At 68.7% G+C, this 23,014-nt stretch carries 15 protein-coding genes; all 15 read left to right on the top strand.

All coding sequences use genetic code 11. The features are described 5' to 3' along the window. The first annotated feature begins 360 nt into the window (after positions 1 to 360). The 15 genes from AC5P65_RS04165 (at position 361) to AC5P65_RS04235 (ending at position 22,975) form a co-directional block, all read left to right on the top strand. Entirely contained in the window at positions 361 to 7,884 is a 7,524-nt protein-coding gene (locus AC5P65_RS04165) for an ESPR-type extended signal peptide-containing protein (RefSeq protein ID WP_111098958.1), read from the top strand. A gap of 157 nt (positions 7,885 to 8,041) precedes the next feature. Next, on the top strand, positions 8,042 to 9,895 hold the full coding sequence (locus AC5P65_RS04170) for a S8 family peptidase (protein ID WP_111098957.1): 1,854 nt from the start codon (positions 8,042 to 8,044) through the stop codon (positions 9,893 to 9,895). A gap of 136 nt (positions 9,896 to 10,031) precedes the next feature. Then, complete coding sequence (gspE, locus tag AC5P65_RS04175; protein ID WP_058980469.1) at positions 10,032 to 11,753, top strand: type II secretion system ATPase GspE; 1,722 nt, start codon at positions 10,032 to 10,034, stop codon at positions 11,751 to 11,753. Between the two features lie 24 nt (positions 11,754 to 11,777). Then, positions 11,778 to 12,998, top strand: a complete 1,221-nt coding sequence (gene xpsF / locus AC5P65_RS04180) for a type II secretion system protein XpsF (RefSeq protein ID WP_019661003.1) — start codon at positions 11,778 to 11,780, stop codon at positions 12,996 to 12,998. A gap of 49 nt (positions 12,999 to 13,047) precedes the next feature. Next, the gene (gspG, locus tag AC5P65_RS04185) at positions 13,048 to 13,491 is read left to right on the top strand and encodes a type II secretion system major pseudopilin GspG (protein ID WP_021203164.1); all 444 of its coding nucleotides are present in this window, start codon (positions 13,048 to 13,050) and stop codon (positions 13,489 to 13,491) included. A gap of 6 nt (positions 13,492 to 13,497) precedes the next feature. After that, the gene (gene xpsH, locus AC5P65_RS04190) at positions 13,498 to 13,992 is read left to right on the top strand and encodes a type II secretion system protein XpsH (RefSeq protein ID WP_019661005.1); all 495 of its coding nucleotides are present in this window, start codon (positions 13,498 to 13,500) and stop codon (positions 13,990 to 13,992) included. Beyond that, on the top strand, positions 13,989 to 14,408 hold the full coding sequence (gene xpsI, locus AC5P65_RS04195) for a type II secretion system protein XpsI (RefSeq protein WP_019661006.1): 420 nt from the start codon (positions 13,989 to 13,991) through the stop codon (positions 14,406 to 14,408). The genes xpsH and xpsI overlap by 4 nt, the downstream gene beginning before the upstream one ends. Next, the gene (locus tag AC5P65_RS04200) at positions 14,405 to 15,037 is read left to right on the top strand and encodes a type II secretion system protein J (RefSeq protein WP_019661007.1); all 633 of its coding nucleotides are present in this window, start codon (positions 14,405 to 14,407) and stop codon (positions 15,035 to 15,037) included. The genes xpsI and AC5P65_RS04200 overlap by 4 nt, the downstream gene beginning before the upstream one ends. Next, positions 15,034 to 15,897 carry a type II secretion system minor pseudopilin gene (locus AC5P65_RS04205; RefSeq protein WP_111098956.1) on the top strand — a complete coding sequence of 288 codons (864 nt, stop codon included), beginning with the start codon at positions 15,034 to 15,036 and terminating at the stop codon, positions 15,895 to 15,897. The genes AC5P65_RS04200 and AC5P65_RS04205 overlap by 4 nt, the downstream gene beginning before the upstream one ends. Next, on the top strand, positions 15,894 to 17,039 hold the full coding sequence (locus AC5P65_RS04210; protein ID WP_019661009.1) for a PilN domain-containing protein: 1,146 nt from the start codon (positions 15,894 to 15,896) through the stop codon (positions 17,037 to 17,039). Before AC5P65_RS04205 ends, AC5P65_RS04210 begins: the two co-directional genes overlap by 4 nt. After that, a complete protein-coding gene (gene gspM / locus AC5P65_RS04215; RefSeq protein WP_241745020.1) occupies positions 17,020 to 17,727 on the top strand; it encodes a type II secretion system protein GspM in 708 nt (235 codons plus the stop codon). The genes AC5P65_RS04210 and gspM overlap by 20 nt, the downstream gene beginning before the upstream one ends. Further along, positions 17,717 to 18,502 carry a type II secretion system protein, XpsN-like gene (locus AC5P65_RS04220; RefSeq protein ID WP_019661011.1) on the top strand — a complete coding sequence of 262 codons (786 nt, stop codon included), beginning with the start codon at positions 17,717 to 17,719 and terminating at the stop codon, positions 18,500 to 18,502. Before gspM ends, AC5P65_RS04220 begins: the two co-directional genes overlap by 11 nt. Before the next feature lie 9 nt (positions 18,503 to 18,511). After that, positions 18,512 to 20,719, top strand: a complete 2,208-nt coding sequence (gene gspD / locus AC5P65_RS04225; RefSeq protein ID WP_111098955.1) for a type II secretion system secretin GspD — start codon at positions 18,512 to 18,514, stop codon at positions 20,717 to 20,719. Positions 20,720 to 21,287: 568 nt separating this feature from the next. Then, complete coding sequence (locus AC5P65_RS04230) at positions 21,288 to 22,139, top strand: glycosyltransferase family 2 protein (RefSeq protein WP_021203169.1); 852 nt, start codon at positions 21,288 to 21,290, stop codon at positions 22,137 to 22,139. Continuing rightward, a complete protein-coding gene (locus AC5P65_RS04235; protein WP_019661014.1) occupies positions 22,136 to 22,975 on the top strand; it encodes a glycosyltransferase family 2 protein in 840 nt (279 codons plus the stop codon). Before AC5P65_RS04230 ends, AC5P65_RS04235 begins: the two co-directional genes overlap by 4 nt. Positions 22,976 to 23,014 lie beyond the last annotated feature (39 nt).

Genomic DNA, 23,014 nt, shown 5'->3' on the forward strand with positions numbered 1-23,014 from the left:
GCGCGAAACCCTTGTCGCGTCCGCTAGTTACATCGGTTTTCATGCGCCAGCAGTTCGTCACGTGTGCATAACGAAGTTCTTTTATAAACACGCGAAATGGTGAACTGCTTCACGGCAATAGGATTTGCCGTGTCAAAGTCTTGACGATCTGCAAAGTTGCCGTTAACACTTGAAGCCCGTTTCAGAATCATTCATTTCGCAGTAACCGCTTGGCGCATGCGCTCGGGTTTCTGTCGCTGCGCGCCGTTCGGCATTACCCGCAGTAAATCACGCGAATAGACGCCCCCAGGGGACGCTGGGCCAGAAGGCTCGGCGATGGCGTCGCTTTGCCCAAAACCAGTCCAATCAGGAGCCGTACCGATGAATCGGATTTATCGCAAGGTCTGGAACAAAGCATTGGGTCAGTTGGTGGTGGCCTCGGAGCTGGCCTCCTCCGACAGCAGCGGTGGTGTTGTCGACCAGCGCCGCGATACGACACAGGCCACGCCCGCGCTGTTGGCGGTGGCACTGGGCCTGGTATTGGGATTGGGCATGAGCAGTTCCGCCGCTGCACAGTCGGTGCAGATCGGTGGCAGCGCCACCTGTGTGGCACTCAGCGGCAAGCTGCTGGAAAAGTGCCTGGTTGAAGGCACGGCCAGTGCCAAGGGCAGCAACGCGGTGGCGATCGGTGGCAACAGCAGCGCCAGTGCAGCCAACAGCGTTGCGCTGGGCGCAGGCTCCAAGGCTACGCGCGCCAACACGGTGTCTGTCGGCGATGCCGGCAAGGAACGGCAGATCACCAACGTGGCCGCCGGTACCCAGGCCACCGATGCGGTGAACAAGGGGCAGCTGGATGCGCAGGCGCGCGCCACGCAGGCCGCGCTGGCGGATGTCGCCGCAGCTGGGGACCGCTACTTCAAGGCTGATGGCGCAGGTGATGACAGCGACGCGGCCAAGATCGACGGGCAAGGCGCGGTAGCCGCCGGTGCCGGCGCCCAGTCCTTGGCCAATGCCACCACCGCCATCGGCACCCAGGCCATTGCCGCCGGTCTCGGCGCCAGTGCGTTCGGACAAGGCGCATTGGCGATCGGCGATGCCAGCGTGGTGGTCGGGCAGAGCGCCGCAGCGTTCGGTCTCGGTGACACCGCCGTTGGCGCCAGCGCCTATGCCGCCAGCGAGAACGGCGCGGCCACCGCGCTGGGTGCGTTGTCCGAAGCAAGCGCCGACGGCGCCACTGCCGTAGGTGGTGGCGCTGTGGCGATGGGCCCAGGCAGTTCCGCGCTGGGTCGAGGCGCCACTGCCGCAAACGAAGCCTCGATTGCGGTGGGTGCATTCAGTACCGCCGTGGGCGAATACAGCACCGCACTGGGCTCCAATTCGGCGGCGGTTGCCACCGGCAGCGTGGCGCTGGGCGCAGGCTCGCTGGCCGACCGTGTCGATACGGTGTCCGTCGGTGCGACCGAGTACGGCCTGACCCGGCAGATCACCAGCGTTGCGGCAGGTACTGAAGATACCGACGCGGTCAATGTCGGCCAGCTGAAGGACGTGGCTACCGTGGCCGATGCCACCGCCAAGCGGTTCCAGGCTACTGGCAGCAGCAACAGCGATGCCGGCGCGCTGGCCGAAGGTGACGAGGCACTGGCGGCCGGCGAGGCGGCCAACGCCATCGGCAACGGCGCCACCGCTGTGGGCGCGGGCGCCAACGCCATTGCGCAGAACGCGACCGCCGTGGGCAACAACGCACTGGCCTCGGGCCAGAACAGTGCCGCGTTCGGCAACAACGCACAGGCCAACGGCCCGGGCAGCGTCGCCGTCGGTGGTGCCGCTGTCGATGCCGATGGCAATCCGCTGATCACCAGTGGCGGCGTACCGGTGGAAACCGGCGCCACCAGTGCCGGTGTCGGTGGCACCGCGGTGGGCGCCAGTGCCGAAGCCAGCGGCTTTGCGGCGTCGTCCTACGGGGTAGGTGCCTATGCCGCCGGCGCGCAGGCATCCGCGTTCGGTGCGGTCGCCAACGCCATCGGTGATTACTCCACGGCGCTGGGTACGCAGAGCAACGCCACCGGCACCAGCAGCGTGGCCATCGGTGGCCCGGCCGACCTGATTCCCGGCCTGGGTTTCTTCGTGCAGACCCAGGCCGGCGGCGAAGCGGCGACAGCCGTCGGTGCCGGTGCCATCGCAAGCGGTGACCGCGCGGTGGCCAACGGCAGCCTGACCGAAGCCTCCGGTGCGGAATCCACCGCCGTCGGCTACTTCGCTTACGCCCCGGGTGAGAATGCCAGCGCACTCGGCGCGCAGACCTGGGCCAGCGGCGCACAGAGCACGGCCGTCGGGTACTACGCCACCGCGCGTGGCGCCAACAGCGTCGCGCTTGGCGCGAATTCCGAAGCGGTGCGCGCCAACAGCGTGGCCGTCGGCAGTGCCGGCAACGAACGGCAGATCACCAGCGTCGCTGCCGGCAGCGAAGCCACCGATGCAGTGAACAAGGCGCAGCTGGACGCCGTGGCCAGTACCGCGGACAACACCGCGCGCTTCTTCCAGGCCCAGCCGGAAGCGGGCAGTGATGCCGGTGCGCTGGCCGAGGGCGAAGGCGCGGTGGCGGCCGGTTCGTCGAGCAATGCGATCGGCGCCGGTGCGGTTGCACATGGCGCTGCAGCGTCGGCGATCGGTGATGACAGCGTGGCGGTGGGTCGCAACAGCAGCGCCACCGGCAACGGCGGTGTTGCCATCGGTGGCCTCGGCCAGGCCTACGACGAGTACAACCAGCCGATCATCGGTGCCGATGGCACGGCGCAGCAGGTAGGCACCACCGCCGTCGCCAACGCCACCGCAGTGGGCAGCGGCGCACAGGCCACCGGCGCCGCCAGCAGCGCCTTCGGCAATGCGGCCAAGGCCAGCGGGGACAACAGCTTCGCTGCTGGCGGCACGTCGCGTGCAACCGGCAGCTATGCGGTCGCGGTTGGTGACAGCGCCTTCGCCAGCAGCGATGACAGCACCGCGGTAGGGGGTTACAGCTGGGCGACGGCCAGTGGCGCAGCAGCGTTCGGTTCGGGTGCGTGGGCCACCGCCACCAACGCGTCGGCCTTTGGCAACGCGGCCTGGGCCAGTGGCAGCGGCGCAACCTCCATCGGCTACAACAGCTGGGCCAATGGGGCCAGTTCCACTGCGGTCGGCCGCGGTGCATTCGGCTATGGCGACAACAGCGTGGCACTGGGCTTCCAGGCGCTGGGCAACAGCATCAACAGCATCGCCATCGGTACCAATACGGTGGCCGGCGGCGAAAGTGCGATCGCATTGGGCGCCGGCAGCAACGCCAGCGCCAGCAATGCTGTCGCGCTCGGTGCCGGTTCGGTTGCCAGCCGTGCACGCACGGTGTCGGTGGGCAGCAGCGGCAACGAACGCCAGGTCACCAACGTCGCTGCCGGTACCCAAGCCACGGACGCGGTGAACAAGGCACAGCTGGATGCAGTGGCGACCACCGCCACCACCACCAGCCGCTTCTTCCAGGCCAGCGGCAACGGCGACGACGTGACTGGTGCCCTGGTGGACGGTGACAACGCGCTGGCCGCCGGTGATGCGGCCAACGCCATCGGCAACGGCGCCACCGCGCTCGGCAGTGGTGCCAATGCGCTGGCCAACAACGCGCAGGCGATCGGCTTCAACGCGCTGGCCAGCGCCGCCAACGCCAGCGCCGTCGGTGCCAACGCGCAGGCCACCGGTGAGTACGCCACCGCACAGGGCGCGGAAAGCGAAGCCAGCGGCGAGCAGAGCGCGGCGTTCGGCGCGGCCAGCGTTGCCAGTGGCGCCGGAAGCACTGCCAATGGCGTTCTGTCCGAAGCGTCCGGTGAAGAGGCCGTAGCCGTGGGCTACTTCAGCAATGCCAGCGGCGATGCGGCCACCGCTGTCGGCAGCGAGAGCGTGGCCAGCGGCACCGCGTCGGCAGCGCTCGGCATCGGTGCAGAAGCGACCGGTGGCTACAGCACCGCCATCGGTGGCTATGCGCAGGCCTCGGCGTTCAACGCCACCGCCTTCGGCAACTTCGCCAATGCCTCCGGTTCCAACAGTGTGGCAGTGGGTGGCGATGCGGAAGCCTCCGGTGCCTACAGCACGGCCACCGGCCAGGGCAGCCTGGCCACCGGCACCAACAGTGTTGCCGTCGGCGGTTCGCTGTTCGGCGTGCTGGCCACCGAAGCATCGGGCAACTACTCCACCGCCGTCGGTGGTGGCGCCTGGTCCGGTGGCATCAACAGCACCGCACTGGGCAACGCCGCCGAATCGCGCGCGGCCAACAGCGTGGCGCTGGGTGCCGATTCGATCGCCGACCGCGACAACACCGTGTCGGTGGGCGGTGGTGGCAATACCCGCCAGATCACCAACGTGGCTGCTGGCACGCAGGGCACTGATGCGGTCAACAAGAACCAGCTCGACGCCGTAGCCGCTGCAGCGGAAAAGACCAGCAGGCAGTTCCAGGCCAGTGGCAACGCCGATGGTGAAACCGGCGCCCTGGTTGAGGGCGACAACGCGTTGGCCACCGGTGATGCGGCCAACGCCATCGGCAACGGCGCCACCGCACTCGGTAGCGGCGCCAATGCGCTGGCGGCCAACGCCACGGCGGTGGGCCTCGATGCGCTGGCCACCGGCGACAACGCCGCAGCGTTGGGCAGTGCCGCACAGGCCACCGGCGAAGACAGCCTTGCGCTCGGCACCGGCGCCAGCGCCAGCGAGCTGGGTGCCAGTGCCGTGGGTGCGCGTGCACAGGCCAGTGGTGCATACAGCACCGCGACCGGCACTGAATCCAACGCCAGCGGCACGCAGGCACTGGCCAGCGGCTTCCGCAGCGCCGCCTCGGCCGATGGCACCACCGCCGTCGGTGGCTATGCCGAAGCAAGCGGACGCCTCGGCACCGCGTTGGGCTATGGCTCGGCGGCCAGTGGTGCCAACACCACGGCAGTCGGCTTCGGCGCTGCCGCGGCCGGTACCGGTGCCGTGGCGGTAGGTCAGTCCAGCGAGGCCAGTGGCGAGGAGAGTGTGGCCATTGGTGGCAGCACCTTCTTCGGCTTGATCCCGTCGCGTGCCAGCGGCACTGGTGCAGCGGCATTCGGTGCGGGTGCGTGGGCGACCGAAGACTACGCGACCGCGATCGGCTGGAACTCGTGGGCGGATGCGGCGGATGCCACTGCGCTGGGTGCCGGTGCCACCGCCAGTGGGTTGAACAGCGTGGCGCTGGGCGCCGGCTCCAAGGCCGAGCGCGACAATACCGTGGCTGTGGGAACCGCGGGCGGTGAGCGCCAGGTGACCCATGTTGCAGCCGGCACTGAAGCCACCGATGCGGTGAACAAGGGCCAGCTGGACGCGGTGGCCAGCGTTGCCGACAAGACCAGCCGCCAGTTCCAGGCCAGCGGCAATGCCGATGGCGAAGCAGGCGCACTGGTGGAGGGTGACAACGCGCTCGCCGCTGGCAATGCGGCCAATGCAATTGGCAACGGCGCTACCGCGTTGGGTAGCGGCGCAACGGTGGTCGCTGCCAATGCCACGGCGGTCGGCGTCGACGCACTGGCCACGGCCGAGCAGAGCGTGGCCATCGGCAGCGGTGCCAGCAGCACCGCAGACAGTGCCGTTGCGCTGGGTGCACAGAGCAGTAGCGGCGGCGCCGCCAGCATTGCGATCGGCGCGCAGTCGCAGTCGCAGGGCATCGGGGCGACCGCTGTCGGCGGCATGGCCGAGGCCGCCGGCCTTGCGGCTACCGCAGTGGGCTACGGCGCGATCGCCGATGGCCGCGAAACGACCGCAGTCGGCAACTTCGCGCAGGCCAGCGGCTGGCGCGCCACGGCGTTTGGTGCAGGTGCCAGCGCCGGCTTCTTCGGCACCGCCGTAGGCAGTGCTGCGCAGGCCGCCGATGTTTCCACGGCGGTGGGCCAGGGCACCATCGCGCAGATCGCCGGCGCCGGCTTCGGCGTGCAGGCAAAGGCCGGCGAGTACGGCACCGCTCTGGGCAACAACGCCGCCACCGGGTTGAACGGCGTGGCGGTCGGCTTCAACGCACTGGCCGGACAGGATGCCGCCAGCGCCAGCGCCGGCCAGTTCACTACCGCCATCGGCAGTGAAGCGTGGGCCACCGAAGATGGCGCCACCGTGGTCGGTTACAACAGCTATGCGCAGGCCAGCAACGCGACGGTGCTCGGCAGCAACACCTGGACCACCAAGGACGCCGGTAACAGCGTCGCGTTGGGCGCGGGCTCGCTGGCCGACCGCGCCAACACGGTGTCGGTGGGTGCTGCGCAGGAGTGGGTCGATGCCGCCGGCGTCACCCACAGCGCGATCAACCGCCAGCTCACCAATGTCGCGGCGGGTACGCAGGCCACCGATGCGGTGAACAAGGGCCAGCTCGATGCAGTGGCCGCCACCGCCGATGCGGTCGGCCAACGCTTCAAGGCCAACGGTTCGGGTACCGCCAGTGCCACCGGCACCGATGCCGTGGCCATTGGCGGCAACGCCAACGCCAGTGGCGGCCGCAGCAATGCGTTGGGCAGCGGTGCCGCGGCCATCGGCAATGCGACGCTGGCACTGGGTGCCAACAGCGGCGCCAGCGGCAACAACTCGGTGGCATTGGGTGCCGGTTCGCGCGCGCTGGAGGCCAACGTGGTCTCGGTCGGCGGTGGCAACGGCACCGCCGGTCCGGCCACGCGGCGCATCGTCAACGTCGCCGACGGCCGCATCGCTGCCGGCAGCACCGATGCGATCACCGGCTCCCAGCTCAACGTCACCAACCAGCGGGTGGGAGCAGTGGAAACCCGCGTGGGTGACTTCGACTCGCGCATCGCGACGGTCGAGACCACGGCGGCCAGTGCGGTCGGCTACGACGACGCCAGCCGTGACCGACTGACCCTGTCCGGTTTCCAGGGCACCACCATCGACAACGTCGGTGCCGGCAGCATCGCCGCCGGTAGCCGCCAGGCGATCAACGGCGGGCAGCTGTTCCAGTCGCTAAGTGATGCCGCCAGCTTCCTCGGCGGTGGCGCCAGCGTCGGCATGCAAGGCGTGTTCGTGGCACCGAACTATGTGATCCAGGGCGCTACCTACAGCAACGTCGGCGATGCGCTGGGCGCGCTGGACCGCAAGGTCAGCGAGATCGACCGTCGCACCGCCGGTGGCACGCGTGCCGGAACCGCCAGCCTGCGCGCGATGAGTGCCTCGCTGGATGACAGCCCGCTGGCCAGCGCCGCGGATGCGCGTGCAACAGCCGATGCAGCACCGGCCGGCACCGCGCGGGTGCAGGGCACGCCGACGGCCGCCGCGGCGGGTGCTGGCATTCCGGTCGGGACCCCGGCGACCGGCGCCAATGCGGTGGCCATGGGCGAGGGCGCCGTCGCCAGCGGCGCGTCGTCCACCGCCGTCGGCCAGGGTGCCAGTGCCACGGCTGCCAACGCCGTGGCACTGGGCCAGGGTTCGGTCGCTGATCGTGCCAACACCGTGTCGGTCGGCAGCGAAGGCAACGAACGCCAGGTCACCAACGTCGCCGCCGGCACCACCGCCACCGACGCCGTCAACAAGGGCCAGCTGGACCGTGGCGTGGCCACGGCGAACAGCTACACCGACAGCCGCGTCCAGGCCGTCGCCGACAGCTTCGATGTGTTCAAGGGTGAAATCGATGGACGCCTGCGCCACATGGACCGCCGCATCGACCGCCAGGGTGCGATGAGTGCGGCGATGCTCAACATGGCCACCAGTGCCGCCGGTATCCGCACCCAGAACCGGGTCGGCGTCGGCATCGGTTTCCAGGGCGGCGAGTCGGCGTTGTCGCTGGGCTACCAGCGTGCGATCAGCGATCGCGCCACGGTTACCTTCGGCGGTGCCTTCAGCAGTGACGACAGCTCGGTTGGCGTCGGTGCCGGCTTCGGCTGGTAAGCCAAACCACTGCGCCGGCGGCCACCCACGCCGGCGCCAAACCTGCAAACAGGGCCTGGGGGGAGGTCACGGCAATCCCGGCTGGGCCGGCCGGGAGTCGTCAAGGAATGATGGCCGCAGTGTTGGTTCGATCCATGACCCAGAAGAGGAATTCGACGTGATCAAGAAGCAGAACCTTCGCATCAATGTGCTTGCCGCCGCCGTGCTGTCGATGACCGCCGTCGGTGCCGTCCACGCCGCCGGGTTGCCGACCCGTGAACCGGTGCGCCAGGCCAGCACCGCCGAGCCGGGCACCCAGCGCATCATCGTCAAGTACCGTGCCGGCACCGCTGCGGCGGGCGACCGGTCGGCCAAGCTGTCCACCGTGCAGTCCGCGCTGACCCGCGCCAGCCTGTCCGGTGGCACTACCCGCGCCAGCGCGCTCGGCCCGCAGGTCGTGCGCAGGCTGGGCGTCGGTGCCGACCTGATCCGCCTGCAGGGGCGCCTGGCGCCTGCCGAACTGCAGCGCGTGCTGAAGGAACTGAAGGCCGATCCGTCCGTGCAGTACGCCGAGGCCGATGTGAAGCTGCGCCGTACCGAGCTGCGTGCCGGTGGCGTGCAGCCGGCGCTGGCGCCGAATGATCCCTACTACCAGCAGTACCAGTGGCACCTGCACAACGCCACCGGCGGCATCAACGCACCGTCGGCGTGGGATGTATCGCAGGGCGAAGGCGTGGTGGTGGCGGTACTCGACACCGGCATCCTGCCGCAGCACCCGGACCTGGTCGGCAACCTGCTGGAAGGCTACGACTTCATCAGCGATGCCGAGACGTCGCGCCGTGCCACCAACGATCGCGTGCCGGGCGCGCAGGACTATGGCGACTGGGTCGAGAACGACAACGAGTGCTACACCGGCTCCGTCGCCGAGGACAGTTCCTGGCACGGTACCCATGTGGCCGGTACCGTGGCCGAGCAGACCAACAACGGCGTCGGCATGGCCGGTGTCGCGCACAAGGCCAAGGTGCTGCCGGTCCGCGTGCTCGGCAAGTGCGGTGGCTACCTTTCCGATATAGCCGACGCCATCACCTGGGCCTCCGGCGGCACGGTGGCCGGCGTACCCGCCAATGCCAACCCGGCCGAAGTCATCAACATGAGCCTCGGCGGCAGCGGCAGCTGCGACGGGACCTACCAGGAAGCGATCAATGGCGCGATCTCGCGTGGCACCACGGTGGTCGTGGCGGCCGGCAACGAGACCGACAACGCCTCCAAATACCGTCCAGCCAGTTGCGACGGCGTGGTGACCGTCGGCGCCACCCGCATTACCGGCGGCATCACCTACTACTCCAACTACGGCACCCGCGTGGACCTGTCCGGTCCGGGTGGTGGTGGCAGCGTCGACGGCAATCCCGGCGGCTACGTCTGGCAGTCCGGTTCCGATGCGGCCACCACGCCGGAGTCGGGCAGCTACAGCTACATGGGCATGGGCGGCACGTCGATGGCCTCGCCGCACGTGGCTGCCGTCGCTGCACTGGTGCAGAGCGCGCTGATCGCCAAGGGCAAGGATCCGCTGGCCCCCGCCGCGATGCGCACCCTGCTGAAGGAAACCGCGCGTCCGTTCCCGGTCAGCATCCCGGCTGCCACTCCGATCGGCACCGGCATCGTCGATGCCAAGGCGGCGCTGGCAAAGGCGCTGGAAGAGCCGTGCACCGAGAACTGTGGACCGGTGGCGACGCCGCTGACCAACAAGGCCGCCGTGGGGGGGCTGAACGGCACGGCCGGCAGCAGCCGCCTGTACAGCTTCGAGGCAGCCGCTGGCAAGCAGCTCAGCGTGATCACCTACGGTGGCACCGGCAACGTGTCGGTCTACATCGCCCAGGGTCGCGAGCCGAGCGCCAGCGACAACGATGGCAAGTCGACCCGTCCCGGCACGTCCGAAACGGTACGGGTGAACAAGCCGGTGGCAGGCACCTACTACATCAAGGTAGTGGGCGAAGCGGCCTACAACGGCGTGAGCATCCTCGCCACGCAGTAAGCCTGACGTGTCGTAGTTGAACGGCCGAGGCCCGTCATCCTGTGTGACGGGCTTCGTCTTTTTACGAAAGCTGGCCGCAGGGCGGCGGAAATCATGGCTTAACTGCTAAAGTCGGTCCGATTGACAGGAGAGTCACGTGAACGCGCTCGCTGCAACCGTTACCGACGATGCCGAAGGCCGCATCCTGGATGCGCTGCTGGCACGCGGCCGGCTCAAGGAAGGAGACCTGGCGCGCGCGCGGCCGTTGCACGCCGAGGCCGGCGGCAGCCTGCTGGGCCTGCTGGTGCGCCTGGGCCTGGTGTCTGAACGCGACCAGGCACAGACCAGCGCGGAGGTGCTGGGCCTGCCGCTGCTGGAGGGCAGGCAGGTGCCGGAGGCCCCGCCACAGGCACTGGCCGAGGGCATGCCACTGTCGCTGCGCTTCCTGAAGCAGTTCCATGTGTGCCCGCTGGAGTTGAATGAACACGGGGTGCGTCTGTGGCTGGCCGATGCCCACGATGCCTATCCGCAGCAGGCCGTGCAGTTGGCGCTGGGGGTTCCGGTGACACCGGTGCTGGGCATGCGCGCGGAGATCGATGACCTGGTCGAGCGCTGGTTCGGCCAGGGCCGCAGCGCGATGGGCGCGATCGTGGAGACCGCAGACGGCGAGGGCGGCGCGGTCGACGATATCGAGCACCTGCGCGACCTGGCCTCGGAAGCGCCGGTGATCCGCCTGGTCAACCTGGTGATCCAGCGTGCGGTGGAACTGCGCGCGTCGGACATCCATGTCGAACCGTTCGAGAGCCGCCTGAAGGTCCGCTACCGTGTCGATGGCGTGCTGGTGGAGGGCGAAAGCCCGCCGGCCAACCTCACCGCAGCGGTGATCAGCCGCATCAAGATCATGGCCCGGCTCAACATTGCCGAGCGCCGCCTGCCGCAGGACGGCCGCATCATGCTGCGCGTGCAGGGCAAGGAGCTGGACCTGCGCGTGAGCACCGTGCCGACCGCGCACGGCGAAAGCGTGGTGATGCGCCTGCTCGACCGCGAGACAGTGGTGTTTGATTTCCACCGGCTGGGGTTCACCGATGCGTTCCTGCCGCAGTTCCGCAAGGTGCTGGAACAGCCGCACGGCATCCTGCTGGTGACCGGCCCGACCGGCTCGGGCAAGACCACCACGCTGTACACCGCGCTGAGCCAGCTCAATACCGCCGACGTCAAGATCATCACGGTCGAGGACCCGGTCGAGTACCAGATCGAGGGCATCAACCAGATCCAGGCCAAGCCGCAGATCGGCCTGGACTTCGCCAACGCGCTGCGCAGCATCGTGCGCCAGGATCCGGACATCATCATGATCGGCGAAATGCGCGATCTGGAAACCGCGCGCATCGCGATCCAGTCGGCACTGACCGGCCATCTGGTGCTGTCCACCCTGCACACCAACAATGCCGCCGGTGGTATCACCCGCCTGCTCGACATGGGCGTGGAAGACTACCTGCTCACCTCCACCATCAACGGGATTCTGGCCCAGCGCCTGGTGCGCCGGCTGGAACCGACCCACGCGGAGCGCTACGAGGCTTCGCCGGAGGAAATCAAACGCTTCGAGCTGCGCCGCCTGCAGCCGGAAGGGCCGATCCATCTGTTCCGCCCCAGGCCCTCGGCGCTGGCGCCGACCGGTTACCTCGGTCGTACCACCATCATGGAATTCCTGGTGATGAACGATGCGCTGCGGCGTGCGGTGATGCGCCGCGACGGCATGGGCGAGATCGAACGCATTGCCCGCGAAGCCGGCATGCGCACGATGTACGAAGACGGCCTGTCCAAGGCCCTCAGTGGGCAGACGACCATCGAGGAAGTCCTGCGTGTCACCGAGGAAAGCTGATGCGCGCAGGACGACGGGGCTGACATGCCGACCTACCGTTACAAGGCACTGAATCCGCACGGCGAGATCTTCGACGGGCAGATGGAAGCGGCCAGCGAGGCCGAGCTGGTCGCGCGCCTGCAGGACCAGGGCCATCTGCCGATGGAGACACAGCTGGCCGATGGCGGTGCGATCGGTGGCGGTACCTGGCGCAACCTGTTCCGCCAACGGCCGCTGCAGGGCGCGGCATTGCTGCAGTTCACCCAGCAGCTGGCGACACTGCTCGGTGCGGGCCAGCCGCTGGACCGCGCGCTGTCGATCCTGCTCGGGTTGCCCGAAGACGATCGTTCGCGTCGCGCGATCGCCGACATCCGCGATGTGGTGCGCGGTGGCGCGCCGCTGTCGACCGCACTGGAACGCCAGCACGGGTTGTTCTCGCGCCTGTACGTGAACATGGTGCGTGCCGGTGAGGCCGGCGGCAGCCTGCACGAAACCCTGCAGCGCCTGGCCGACTACCTCGAACGCAGCCGGGCCCTGCAAGGCAAGGTGATCAACGCGCTGGTGTACCCGGCCATCCTGCTGGTGGTGGTGGGTGGTGCGCTGCTGTTCCTGCTTGGCTACGTGGTGCCGCAGTTCGCGCAGATGTACGAGAGCCTGGACGTGGCGCTGCCGTGGTTCACCAACGCAGTGCTGCAGCTGGGCCTGTTCGTGCGTGACTGGTGGGTGCTGCTGCTGGTGGTGCCGGCGCTGGTGGCGCTGTTCTTCGAACGCAAGGCGCGGCAGCCGGCCTTCCGGTTGGCGCTGGATGGTTGGCTGCTGCAGCGTCGCGGCATCGGCCGCCTGCTGGGTGAACTGGAGACTGCCCGGCTGGCGCGCACGCTGGGTACCCTGCTGCGCAATGGCGTACCGCTGCTGGGTGCCCTGGGCATCGCCCGCAACGTGCTGGGCAACCGCGCGCTGGCTGCCGATGTGGAAACCGCCGCCGATGAAGTGAAGAACGGTGCCGGCCTGTCGCTGGCACTGTCGCGAGGCAGGCGTTTCCCGCGCCTGGCCTTGCAGATGATCCAGGTTGGCGAGGAGTCCGGCGCGCTCGATACCATGCTGTTGAAAGCGGCTGACACCTTCGAACAGGACAGCGCCCGCCGCATCGACCGCCTGTTGGCGGCGATGGTGCCGGCGATCACCCTGGTGCTGGCCTCGGTGGTGGGTGCGGTGATCGTTGCCGTGCTGGTGCCGCTGTACGACCTGACCAATGCCATCGGTTGACGATGGATCCCTACGCAACCCCGACACTCCGCAACTGAAAGGACCGACCATGATTGCTTCCCGTCGACCGATCCGCCTTTCCTTCACCGCAGCGCGCAACCAGTCGGGCATGAGCCTGCTGGAGATCATCATCGTCATCGTGCTGATCGGCGCGGTGCTGACCCTGGTCGCCAGCCGCGTGCTGGGTGGCGCCGACCGCGGCAAGGCCAACATTGCCAAGGCACAGGTGCAGACCGTCGCATCCAAGGTCGACAACTACCAGATCGATACCGGCAAGCTGCCCGGCTCGCTCAATGATCTGGTGACTGCACCGGCTGGCGTGGCTGGCTGGCTGGGGCCCTATGCCAAGCCGGCCGATCTGAACGATCCGTGGGGCCATGCGCTGGAATACCGCACGCCGGGCGAGGGCCAGCCGTATGAGCTGATCAGCCTGGGCAAGGACGGCAAGGCCGGTGGCAGCAGTGTCGACGCCGACATCCGCTACCAGCCGTAACCGGGCATGTCGCGTTTCCTGCCGCGCCGGTTGCAACGCCCGCGCCTGCCCGGCAGGCGCGCAGCGGGCCTGTCGCTGCTGGAAATGCTGCTGGTGATCGCGCTGATCGCCGCGATCGGCCTGATCACCGCTGCCGGCCTGTCACGCGGTTTCGCTGGCATGCAGCTGCGCAGCGCCGGCAAGGACATCGCCAACCAGCTGCGCATGGTGCGCGCGCAGGCGATCACCCGCGGCGAGCCGCAGCGCTTTGTCATCGAGCCGGCCAAGCGGCGCTGGGAAGGCGCCAACCAGCGCCACGGTGACGTGCCGGCACAGCTGCAGGTGCAGTTCGAAGGCGCCGCGCAGCTGGCCACCGCGCCAGGGCAGGGCGTGATCGAGTTCCACCCCGATGGCGGCTCCAGCGGTGGCCGCATCCGGCTGCAGCGTGACGACGCCGAATGGCGCATCGACGTGGGCTGGCTGACCGGTGAGGTCCGCTCTGGCCCTTGGCGGGCGCAATGAAGCGGCGCGCCCGCGGCTTCACCCTGCTGGAAGTGATCATCGCCTTCGCCCTGCTGGGCCTGGCGCTGACGCTGCTGCTGGGCAGCCTGTCCGGCGGCGCAAAACAGGTGCGCGATGCCGAGCTGCGCACGCGCGCGGTGCTGCATGCGCAGTCGCTGCTGGCCGAAACCGGCGTCGCCTCGCCGCTGCAGGCAGGCAGGCAGCAGGGAGACTGGGAGCAGGGGCGCTACCACTGGGAATTGCAGGTCCAGCCGTGGGCGGAGCCGCGCGCAGGCAATGTCGCGCAGGCAACGTCACCGGGAACCCCCTGGCTGGCCGAACTGCAGCTGCAGGTGCGCTGGGGTGACAGCGAGCGCGAACAGCTGCGCTGGCGCAGCCTGCGCCTGTTGCCGCCCGACCTGGAGAATGCGCGGTGAAGCGCCGTGCCGCAGGGTTCACCCTGGTCGAAGTAATGCTGGCCACCGTGCTGCTGGCCGGCGGCCTGGCATTGGCCTTTGCCAGCGTGCGCTCGGCGATGGCGGTCAGCCAGCGCGGCGAACAGATCGCCGCCGAAAGTGAACGCATGCGGGCGGTCGAGTCTCTGCTGCGCAGGCAGCTGGCCGGCGCACTGCGCACCCCGCTGGAGGTCCCGGACCCCACCCGCGAACCGGTGTTCTTCCAAGGGGAAGAACAGCGCATGCTGTTCGCCGCCGACCTGCCCGGCTACCTCGGCCGTGGAGGCTCCTACCTGCACGCGCTGCAGGTGGACGGACGCGAGGGGCAACAGCGCCTGCTGCTGGACCTGGTGTTGCTGCAGGAAGGCGAGCGCATCGCCGAGAATCCGCCACGCCCGCCGGAGGTGTTGGTTGAGAACCTGAAGTCGGTGCAGCTGCGCTATCGCGGCATCGATGCGGGCACCGGTCAGATGAGTGACTGGATGCCGCGCTGGGACGATACCCGGCGGCTGCCGATGCTGGTGGAGATCAGGATCGTGCCCGCCAAGGGCGCGCCCTGGCCATTGCTGGTGGTGGCACCGCGCGCCGGTGGCAGTGGAGGTGCGCGATGAACCGGCAACACGGTGCGGCGCTGGTGCTGGTGCTGTGGCTGATTGCATTGATGACCGCGCTGGTCGGTGCGTTCGCGCTGAGCGCACGGGTCGAGCATCTGCAGCAGCGGGTACTGGATGACGAGGCACGCGGGCAGGAACGTGCGCGCGCCGGCCTGGAGTACGCGCTGCTGCGCCTGTCCGCTGATCCGCTGCGGGCGCCCTGGCGTGCCGATGGCCGCACCTACCGCTGGCAGTTCGATGACGCCAGCATCGAGATCAAGGTGCTGGACGAGAATGGCAAGATCAACCTCAACCTGGCCGACGTGACCCTGCTGACGGCGTTCATCAAGGCACTCGGTGAAGACGAAGGCGCTGCCCGGCAGATGGCCGGCGCCATTGTCGACTGGCGTGATGAAGACAGCCTGCTGCAGCCCGGTGGCGGTGCCGAAGCGCCGGACTACGCGGCGGCCGGGTTGCCGTATGGCCCGCGCAACAAGCGCTTTGAGACACTCGGCGAACTGCAGCGGGTGCTGGGCATGCGCGGCCCGCTGTACAAGGCCATGCTGCCCCACCTGACCCTGTACAGCCGCCAGGCGCGCCCGGATCCCCAGTTCGCCAGCGCGCCGGTGCTGACCGCACTGGGGCTGGATGCGGATACCGTGCTGGCGCAGCGCGCCCAGCAGGAGCGTGACGCAGATACCGCTGGCGGTGCGACAACGCTTGCCAGCAGCAGCGGCACCTATAGTATCGAGTCCCGTGCAACCGACAGCAGTGGACGCCGGTCGGTGTTGCAGGCAGTGGTACGCAATGGCTCGGGCGGGGTTCCCGGGCGGTCCTACACAGTGCTTCGCTGGGAGCAGGGAATGACAGCAAGATGACGGCATGGCAGGACAGTGTGCGGCAGGTGCAGGGCCGGATCGGCCCGGGCGCCGGTCGTTTCCTGCGCTGGTGGCGGCAATCGCTGCTGGCGTGGGTGCCGGCCCGTTGGCAGTGGGCGCTGGGCTGGGCACAGGCGCGCCTGCTGCTGCAGCGCCAGGGTGACCAGCTGCAGGTCTGGCGTGAGGCCGGTGAACGCCGCGAAGCGGTTGCCAGCGTGCCATGGCCGCTGTCGCCGGTGGAACTGGACCGCGTGCTGGAACCGCGGCTGCGCAGCCTGCCACGGGTGTGGCTGCTGCCGGCCAGCGAGGTACTGCGTCGTCATCTGCGCTTGCCCGCGGCTGCGGCCGACCGCCTGCGCGCCGTGGTCGGTTTCGAGATCGACCGCCAGACGCCGTTCGAATCGAGCCAGGTCAGCTTTGACGTGCGTGAGCTGGGGGGCGCAGCCGAGGGCCAGCTGCAGGTCGAACTGATCGCCTGGCCGCTGCGCCAGCTGGAAGCGTGGCGGGCCAGCGTGGGCGAGTGGGCCGATGCACTGGCCGGTGTCGATGCCGTCGACAGCGAGGGTGAGCCTCTGCAGGTGAACCTGCTGCCACCGGCGCAGCGCCAGTTGCGCGCGGATCCCATGCGGCGCTGGAACGTGCTGTTGGCCGTGGCCGCGCTGGTGATGCTGGTGCTGGCCGCCGTGCAGCTGCTCGACAACCGCCGTGACGCTGCCGATGCGCTGCGTGCGCAGGTCGAGCGCAGTGCACGCAGTGCGCGTGGTGTCGCCAGCGAACGCGCGCAGCTGCAGGCGCTGATCGATGGTGCCGCATTCCTGGAAAAGCAGCGCAGCCAGCGTGCCGGAACGGTGGAAATCTGGAATGAACTGACCCGGCGCCTGCCGGAGGGCACCTATCTGGAAAAGCTGGCCATCGAGAACAACAACCTGCAGCTGATCGGCCTGAGCCGCGAGGCGTCGCAGCTGGTGCAGCTGCTGCAGGACGCACCGCAGTGGCGCAAGGTCAATCTGACCGGCGTACTGCAGGCCGATGGTGCTGCCAGCGGCCGTGACCGTTTCACCATGACTGCCGAACTGCAGCCGTTGCCGGCTGCAGCCCCGGCCCGGGAGGCGGCCGATGCCGATGCCAAGCGCACGCCGTGACCGCTGGCTGGCACTGGCGCTGCTGCTGGCAGTGCTGGGCCTGGCCTACCTGCTGCTGGTGCACCCCTGGTTCACCCGGCCACTGCGTGAAATCGACGCCGACGTGGCCGCCCTGCGCGAGCGCGAACAGCGCGTGCAGGCGCAGCTGCAGCAGCAGCCGCAGATCGAACAACGGCTGCGCGCCACCCGCGAGGCACTGCAGCAGCGGCCGGGCTTCCTGCGTGAGGCCACCGCCGAAGCTGCAGCCGCTGCGCTTGGCGCCAGGCTGCAGGATGCGGTGGCGATGGCCAGCCCGGGCAACCGCAGCTGCACCATCAGCAACCGCACGCCACTGGCCGACAACCGTCGTGACGCCGAGTTCGTACGCGTGGCCATGCAGGTGCGCCTGCGTTGCGGTGTGGCCGAACTGGCCACGGTGCTGCACAGCCTGGAAACCGGCAGCCCGCGCCTGTTCGTCGACAACCTCAACCTGATCGCGCAGCGCTTCCAGCAGTCGCCGAATGAATCCGGGCTCGGCTTGGACGTGTCGTTCGAACTGGCCGGTTACCTGCTGCCCGGTGCCGCTGCCGATGGCGCTGCGGCGGCACCGGCAGCCGAGCCGGGCGCGGCGCCGCAACCGCCTTCGGCTGCACCGGCACCCTCACCGGCTGCGCCGGAAGAGGGGCAGGAGGTGGCCGATGAAGCTTGAGCAGATCAGCCTGCGCACCGGTTTCCTGCTGGCACTGGCCGGCTGGGCGGCAGCGGTCTGGCTGGCCACCGGCTTCGGGCTGGGCAGCCAGCTGCCAGCTGCCGGCGGCAATGCCGACGCGGTGCCCTCGTTGCCGGTGCTGCCGCCGTTGGCTGCAGAACGCATGCCCAGCGCCGACAGCTACAGCGCAATCAGCGAGCGGCCGCTGTTCGCCGAGGACCGCAGGCCCAAGCCCTACCTGCTCGGTGGCAGCGAGCCCGCCGCCAGTGCCGCGCTGCGCCTGACCGGCGTGCTGCTGACCGGCAACTTCGGGATGGCCACTTTCACCACCGAGCAGAACCGCTCGCTGCGCCTGCGCCTCAACGGTGAAGCTGTCGACGGCTGGCAGCTGGTGGCGCTGCAGCCGCGCCAGGCCACCGTGATCGGCCCCGGTGGCAACCAGGTGCTGGAACTGGCGGTATTCAACGGGCAGGGCGGTGAACCGCCGACCGTACTGCGCGGCGCCAATGGTGTGCCGCCGGCAGGTGCGATCGTTGTGCCGCCCCCGGCAGGCGCTCCGCCGGCACCGCCGCCGGTTGCGGCAACCCCATCGCCGTCGCCTGCTGGCAGTGCGCCAGCGCCCTCGGCTGCGGCATCCGCCCCTGCCACCAACAACGGCCCCAGCGAAGCGCAGATGCAGGCCATCCGCGAACGCATCCAGGCCCGTCGCCGCCAGCTGCAGCAACAACAGCAGCAACAACCGTCGCCGCCCCCGGGCGATGGCACCAACCGATAGAGTGAATGCATGAGCCTGCGTTTCCTTCCCTGGTCCTTTGCCCTCGCGCTGCTGGTCGGCTGCAGCACCGTGTCCGCGCCGCACGTGCAGCGCAAGGGCAATCTGTCGCCCACCTCCGAGGCTGGCCGGGCGGCCGATGTCACCGCTGACGCCGCCCGTGACGCCCAGGGCGCGCCGCAGGCGGTGATCCGCCGTGGCACGGGCACCATGATCAACCGCGAAGCAGCCCGCGCACCGGCACCGGCGCTGCATGGCGCCAGCACCGGCGAGGCTACCTTCAACTTCGAAGGCGAATCGTTGCATGCGGTGGTCAAGGCCATCCTCGGCGACATGCTGGGCCAGAACTACGTGATCGCACCGGGGGTGCAGGGCACGGTCACCCTGGCCACCCCCAAGCCGGTGTCGCCGGCACAGGCGCTGAACCTGCTGGAGATGGTGCTGGGCTGGAACAACGCACGCATGGTCTACAGCGGTGGGCGCTACAACATCGTTGCCGCCGACCAGGCGCTGGCCGGTACGGTTGCGCCGAGCACGGCGCCAGCCGCCAGCGCGCGTGGCTTCGAGGTCCGCGTCGTCCCGCTGCAGTTCATCTCCGCCACCGAGATGAAGAAGGTGCTGGAGCCTTATGCGCGGCCCAATGCGATCGTCAACGTCGACAGCGGCCGCAACGTGATCACCCTGGGCGGTACCCGCGCAGAGCTGGAAAACTACATGCGCACCGTCGAGATCTTCGACGTCGACTGGCTGTCGGGCATGTCGGTGGGCGTGTTCCCGATCCAGTCGGGCAAGGCCGAGCAGGTGGCTGCCGACCTGGAGAAAGTATTCGGCGAGGAGAGCAAGACGCCCAGTGCCGGCATGTTCCGCTTCCTGCCGCTGGAAAACGCCAACGCGGTGCTGGTGATCACCCCGCAGGTGCGTTACCTGGACCAGATCCAGCAGTGGCTGGACCGCATCGATACCGCCGGTGGCAGTGCCCGCCTGTTTTCCTACGAGCTGCGCTACATCAAGGCGCGTGACCTGGCCGAACGGCTCAGTGAAGCATTTGCCAGCAGTGGCAACCGCGGCGGTTCCAGTCCGGCCTCGCTGGCCCCGGGGGCGATGCCGTCGCAGCTGGGCAGCGACTCCGATCGTGGCATGGACAGCACCAACAACAACAGCAGCAGCTTCGGCTCGGTCCCGGGCAGCAGCTCCAGTGGCGGTGGCAACGGCAGCATGAACCTGCCGCAGCGCCAGTCCGGCAACGTCAGTGTCAGCCTGGAAGTGGAAGGCGACCGCGTGGGCGTGTCGGCGGTGGAGGAGACCAACACCCTGCTGGTGCGTTCGACCCCGCAGGCCTGGCGGTCGATCCGCGAGGTGATCGAGAAGCTGGATGTGATGCCCCTGCAGGTGCACATCGAAGCCCAAGTGGCCGAGGTCTCGCTCGATGGCGACCTGAAGTACGGCGTGAACTGGTTCTTCGACAACGCCGTGGCCGGGCGTGCCCTGACGGGCGCATTGGGCGGCGTGACCCTGCCGGCGGCAGCGGGTGGCTCGTGGAGCAGCTTCGCCGGTGCCGCAACGGGCGGCGAAGGCCTGGGCTGGGCATTCACCGGCCACAATGGCGCGGCGGTGGTGAGTGCGCTGGACAAGGTCACGGATGTACGCCTGCTGCAGACGCCTTCGGTGTTCGTGCGCAACAACGCCGAGGCCACGCTCAACGTCGGTGACAAGGTGCCGATCAACACCACCACGGTGAATACCGGCATCGGCACCAGCAGCTACAGCTCGGTGCAGTACATCGACACCGGCGTGATCCTGAAGGTGCGCCCGCGCGTGACCCGCGACGGCACGGTGTTCCTCGACATCGTGCAGGAAGTGAGCAGCGCCTCGAACGTGCCCGACAACTGCAATCCGACCGAGCGCAACTGCAACCCGCGCATTTCCACAAAGAAGCTGTCGACCGAAGCGGCGGTGCAGAGCGGCGACACCATCATGCTGGCCGGCCTGATCACCGATTCGGGCACCGATGGCAGCAGCGGCATTCCCGGCCTGAGCCGGATTCCGGTGGTTGGCGCGCTGTTCGGGCAGAAGAGCCGCTCCAGCCGCCGTTCCGAAGTGATCGTGCTGCTGACCCCGAGCATCGTGCGCAACAGCCTGGAAGCGCGGAATCTGACCGACGAGTACAGCCAGCGTTTCCGCGCGATGGAGCCACTGAACCAGCCGCGCGCAAAGAAGTAAGGGGTTTGCGGCCGGGCTGCGCCCGGCACCCGCCGAGGCCGGAGCAACAGCAACAGCGGGTTTACTGAGGGATGGCGGGGCACTGTGGGTTTGCGGGGACGCCGTGAATACGTCCATGTAGGCTTGTCGCCGCATCCATGCGGCTCACACCCCGCAAACCCGCAGTGCCCCGCCTTCGACAGTTTCCTGCTTGCTGTTGGTAGGTGTCGACCTTGGTCGACACGATCCACGCCATGCGTGGATGACTCTCCATCGAAATCGAATATTTCGATATCTGTGAGATCTGAGCCGAGCACGGCTCGGCTCTACAGAAGAGCAGGCAGGTCGCGGAAAACTGTCGACGGAGGGGTGGGTCCGGTTGTGGGGGCGTGAGCCGCATGGATGCGGCGACCGACCTACATGGACGTACTTGCAGCGTCCCCCGCAACCGGACCCACCCCGCCAACCCCAGGAACCCAGCTCTTGCTTCGGCTGTTGCTGTTGCCCTGGCCTGAAGCGGGTGCCGGGAGCAACCCGGCCGATACCCTCTCGGTGCTAGGCTGTGGCCACCGACAACCACGGAGGCGGGATGGGGGCGATCGTGTTGTTGCCGCTGTGCGTGGACGATGCCGCGCTCGACCGCTGCCTGGCCGCACTGGATGCGGGCACCGCGCCGGGCACCGCGGTCTGGCTGGCCGACGATGCGCAGACCGGGCCGCGTGCGCAGGCGGTGGTGGAACACTGGCTGGCACATACGCCACTACAGGCCGAGTACACCCGGCGCGCGCGGCCACTGGGCGAGGTCGCCCATCTGGACGAGATGCTGCGCGCCTGCGATGGCCTGGACGTGGCCGTGCTGGCACCGGACAGCGTGCCTGCGCCGGGTTGGCTGCAACAATTGCAGGACGCCTTCGCCCGCGATGCCGCCATCGCGACCGCAACCCCGTGGTGCAATGCCGGCGAAACCGCAGCGTGGCCACGGTTGGGCGAGATCAATCCCGAGCCCGAAGATGCGGCGCTGCTGGCACAGACCTGCGCCGCCTTGCCGGCGCTGCACCCGGAACTGCCATCGGCGGTCACCCATGCGGTTCTGGTGCGTGGCAATGCGCGCCGGCGCGCCGGTGGCCTGGATGTGGACAGCTACGCTGGCTGGAACGCGGCCCTGGTCGACCTCAGCCTGCGCATGGCCGGCCTGGGCTGGCGCAACGTACTGTGCGAGACCGCCTTTGTGAGCCGGGCGGGCGAGGCGGCCAGCCGCGATGGCGACCTTGAGGCGCTGGCTGCGCGTTGGCCTGGCTGGGTGCCGCGCCTGGCCGATTTCCTGATGCACGATCCATTGCACGGGCTGCGCGCCGACCTGCAGCAGCGCATGCGGCAGGCGATAATGCCGAAGGAACAGGGCGACCTGTTCGTTCCTTCCGCGCCGGAGTCACTCGCTTGAATGTTGCCATCGCCGCCATCGTCGTGACCTACCAGAGCGCCAGCACCATCGATGCCTGCCTCTCGCGCCTGCGCCAGGCGCAGGACGTGGCCGAGATCCGGGTGATCGACAATGGCTCGATGGATGGCACGCTGGACATCGTGCAGCGCCATGCCAGCCACGATCCGCGCGTGCGTTTCGTCGGCAACCCGGACAATCCCGGCTTCGCCGCTGCCAACAACCAGGGCGTGGCCGATTCGCGCAGCCCCTGGTTGGCCTTCATCAACCCGGACCTGATGGTCGAGCCGGAGACGTTGGCCGCACTGCGCAGCCGGGCGGAAGCACTGGGCGATTGCCTGCTCGGTGTCGAGCAGGTGGACGAGCAGGGCCATGCCGACGAAGCCGTGCGCCGCCGCGACCCGGATTTCCTGATGATGCTGCGCTCGCCGGGAAAGGGCTCGAAGCTGGCGCTGCCGCGTGACCCGCAGCAGGTGCTGCAGCGGGTGCCGGCACTGTCTGGCGCACTGCTGATGATGCCGCGTGCATTGTTCGACCGGATCGGAGGCTGGGACGCCGGGTATCGTCTGCACGCCGAAGACCTGGACCTGTGCCGGCGTGCACGCGAAGCCGGGGCCGTGGTGGCGATTGCAAACGACCTGCAGGTCACCCATGTACGTGGCGTCTCGAGCCGATCGCGGCCGTTCTTCGTTGAATGGCACAAGCACAGGGGCCTGTGGCGCTACTTTCAGAAGTTCGAGGCCAGGCAGCGTTCGCTGCCGGTGCGCGTGGCGGTGTGGGCCGCGATCTGGGGGCACGCCCTGATGCTGGTACCGCGCCTGTTGCGCAGGTCGTTGTAGGGCCGAACCTGCATCCACGCATGGCGCGGATCTACCCAC

The sequence above is a fragment of the Stenotrophomonas sp. YJH_SMC_48-3 genome (assembly GCF_059369375.1).

What these genes read in the sequence shown, in the direction of transcription:
- xpsH (WP_019661005.1), top strand. Translation starts at nt 13,498, where the DNA reads ATGTCGCGTTTCCTGCCGCGCCGGTTGCAACGCCCGCGCCTGCCCGGC.
- AC5P65_RS04205 (WP_111098956.1), top strand. Translation starts at nt 15,034, where the DNA reads ATGAACCGGCAACACGGTGCGGCGCTGGTGCTGGTGCTGTGGCTGATT.
- xpsI (WP_019661006.1), top strand. Translation starts at nt 13,989, where the DNA reads ATGAAGCGGCGCGCCCGCGGCTTCACCCTGCTGGAAGTGATCATCGCC.
- gspG (WP_021203164.1), top strand. Translation starts at nt 13,048, where the DNA reads ATGATTGCTTCCCGTCGACCGATCCGCCTTTCCTTCACCGCAGCGCGC.
- xpsF (WP_019661003.1), top strand. Translation starts at nt 11,778, where the DNA reads ATGCCGACCTACCGTTACAAGGCACTGAATCCGCACGGCGAGATCTTC.
- AC5P65_RS04230 (WP_021203169.1), top strand. Translation starts at nt 21,288, where the DNA reads ATGGGGGCGATCGTGTTGTTGCCGCTGTGCGTGGACGATGCCGCGCTC.
- gspM (WP_241745020.1), top strand. Translation starts at nt 17,020, where the DNA reads ATGCCAAGCGCACGCCGTGACCGCTGGCTGGCACTGGCGCTGCTGCTG.
- gspD (WP_111098955.1), top strand. Translation starts at nt 18,512, where the DNA reads ATGAGCCTGCGTTTCCTTCCCTGGTCCTTTGCCCTCGCGCTGCTGGTC.
- AC5P65_RS04220 (WP_019661011.1), top strand. Translation starts at nt 17,717, where the DNA reads ATGAAGCTTGAGCAGATCAGCCTGCGCACCGGTTTCCTGCTGGCACTG.
- AC5P65_RS04165 (WP_111098958.1), top strand. Translation starts at nt 361, where the DNA reads ATGAATCGGATTTATCGCAAGGTCTGGAACAAAGCATTGGGTCAGTTG.
- AC5P65_RS04210 (WP_019661009.1), top strand. Translation starts at nt 15,894, where the DNA reads ATGACGGCATGGCAGGACAGTGTGCGGCAGGTGCAGGGCCGGATCGGC.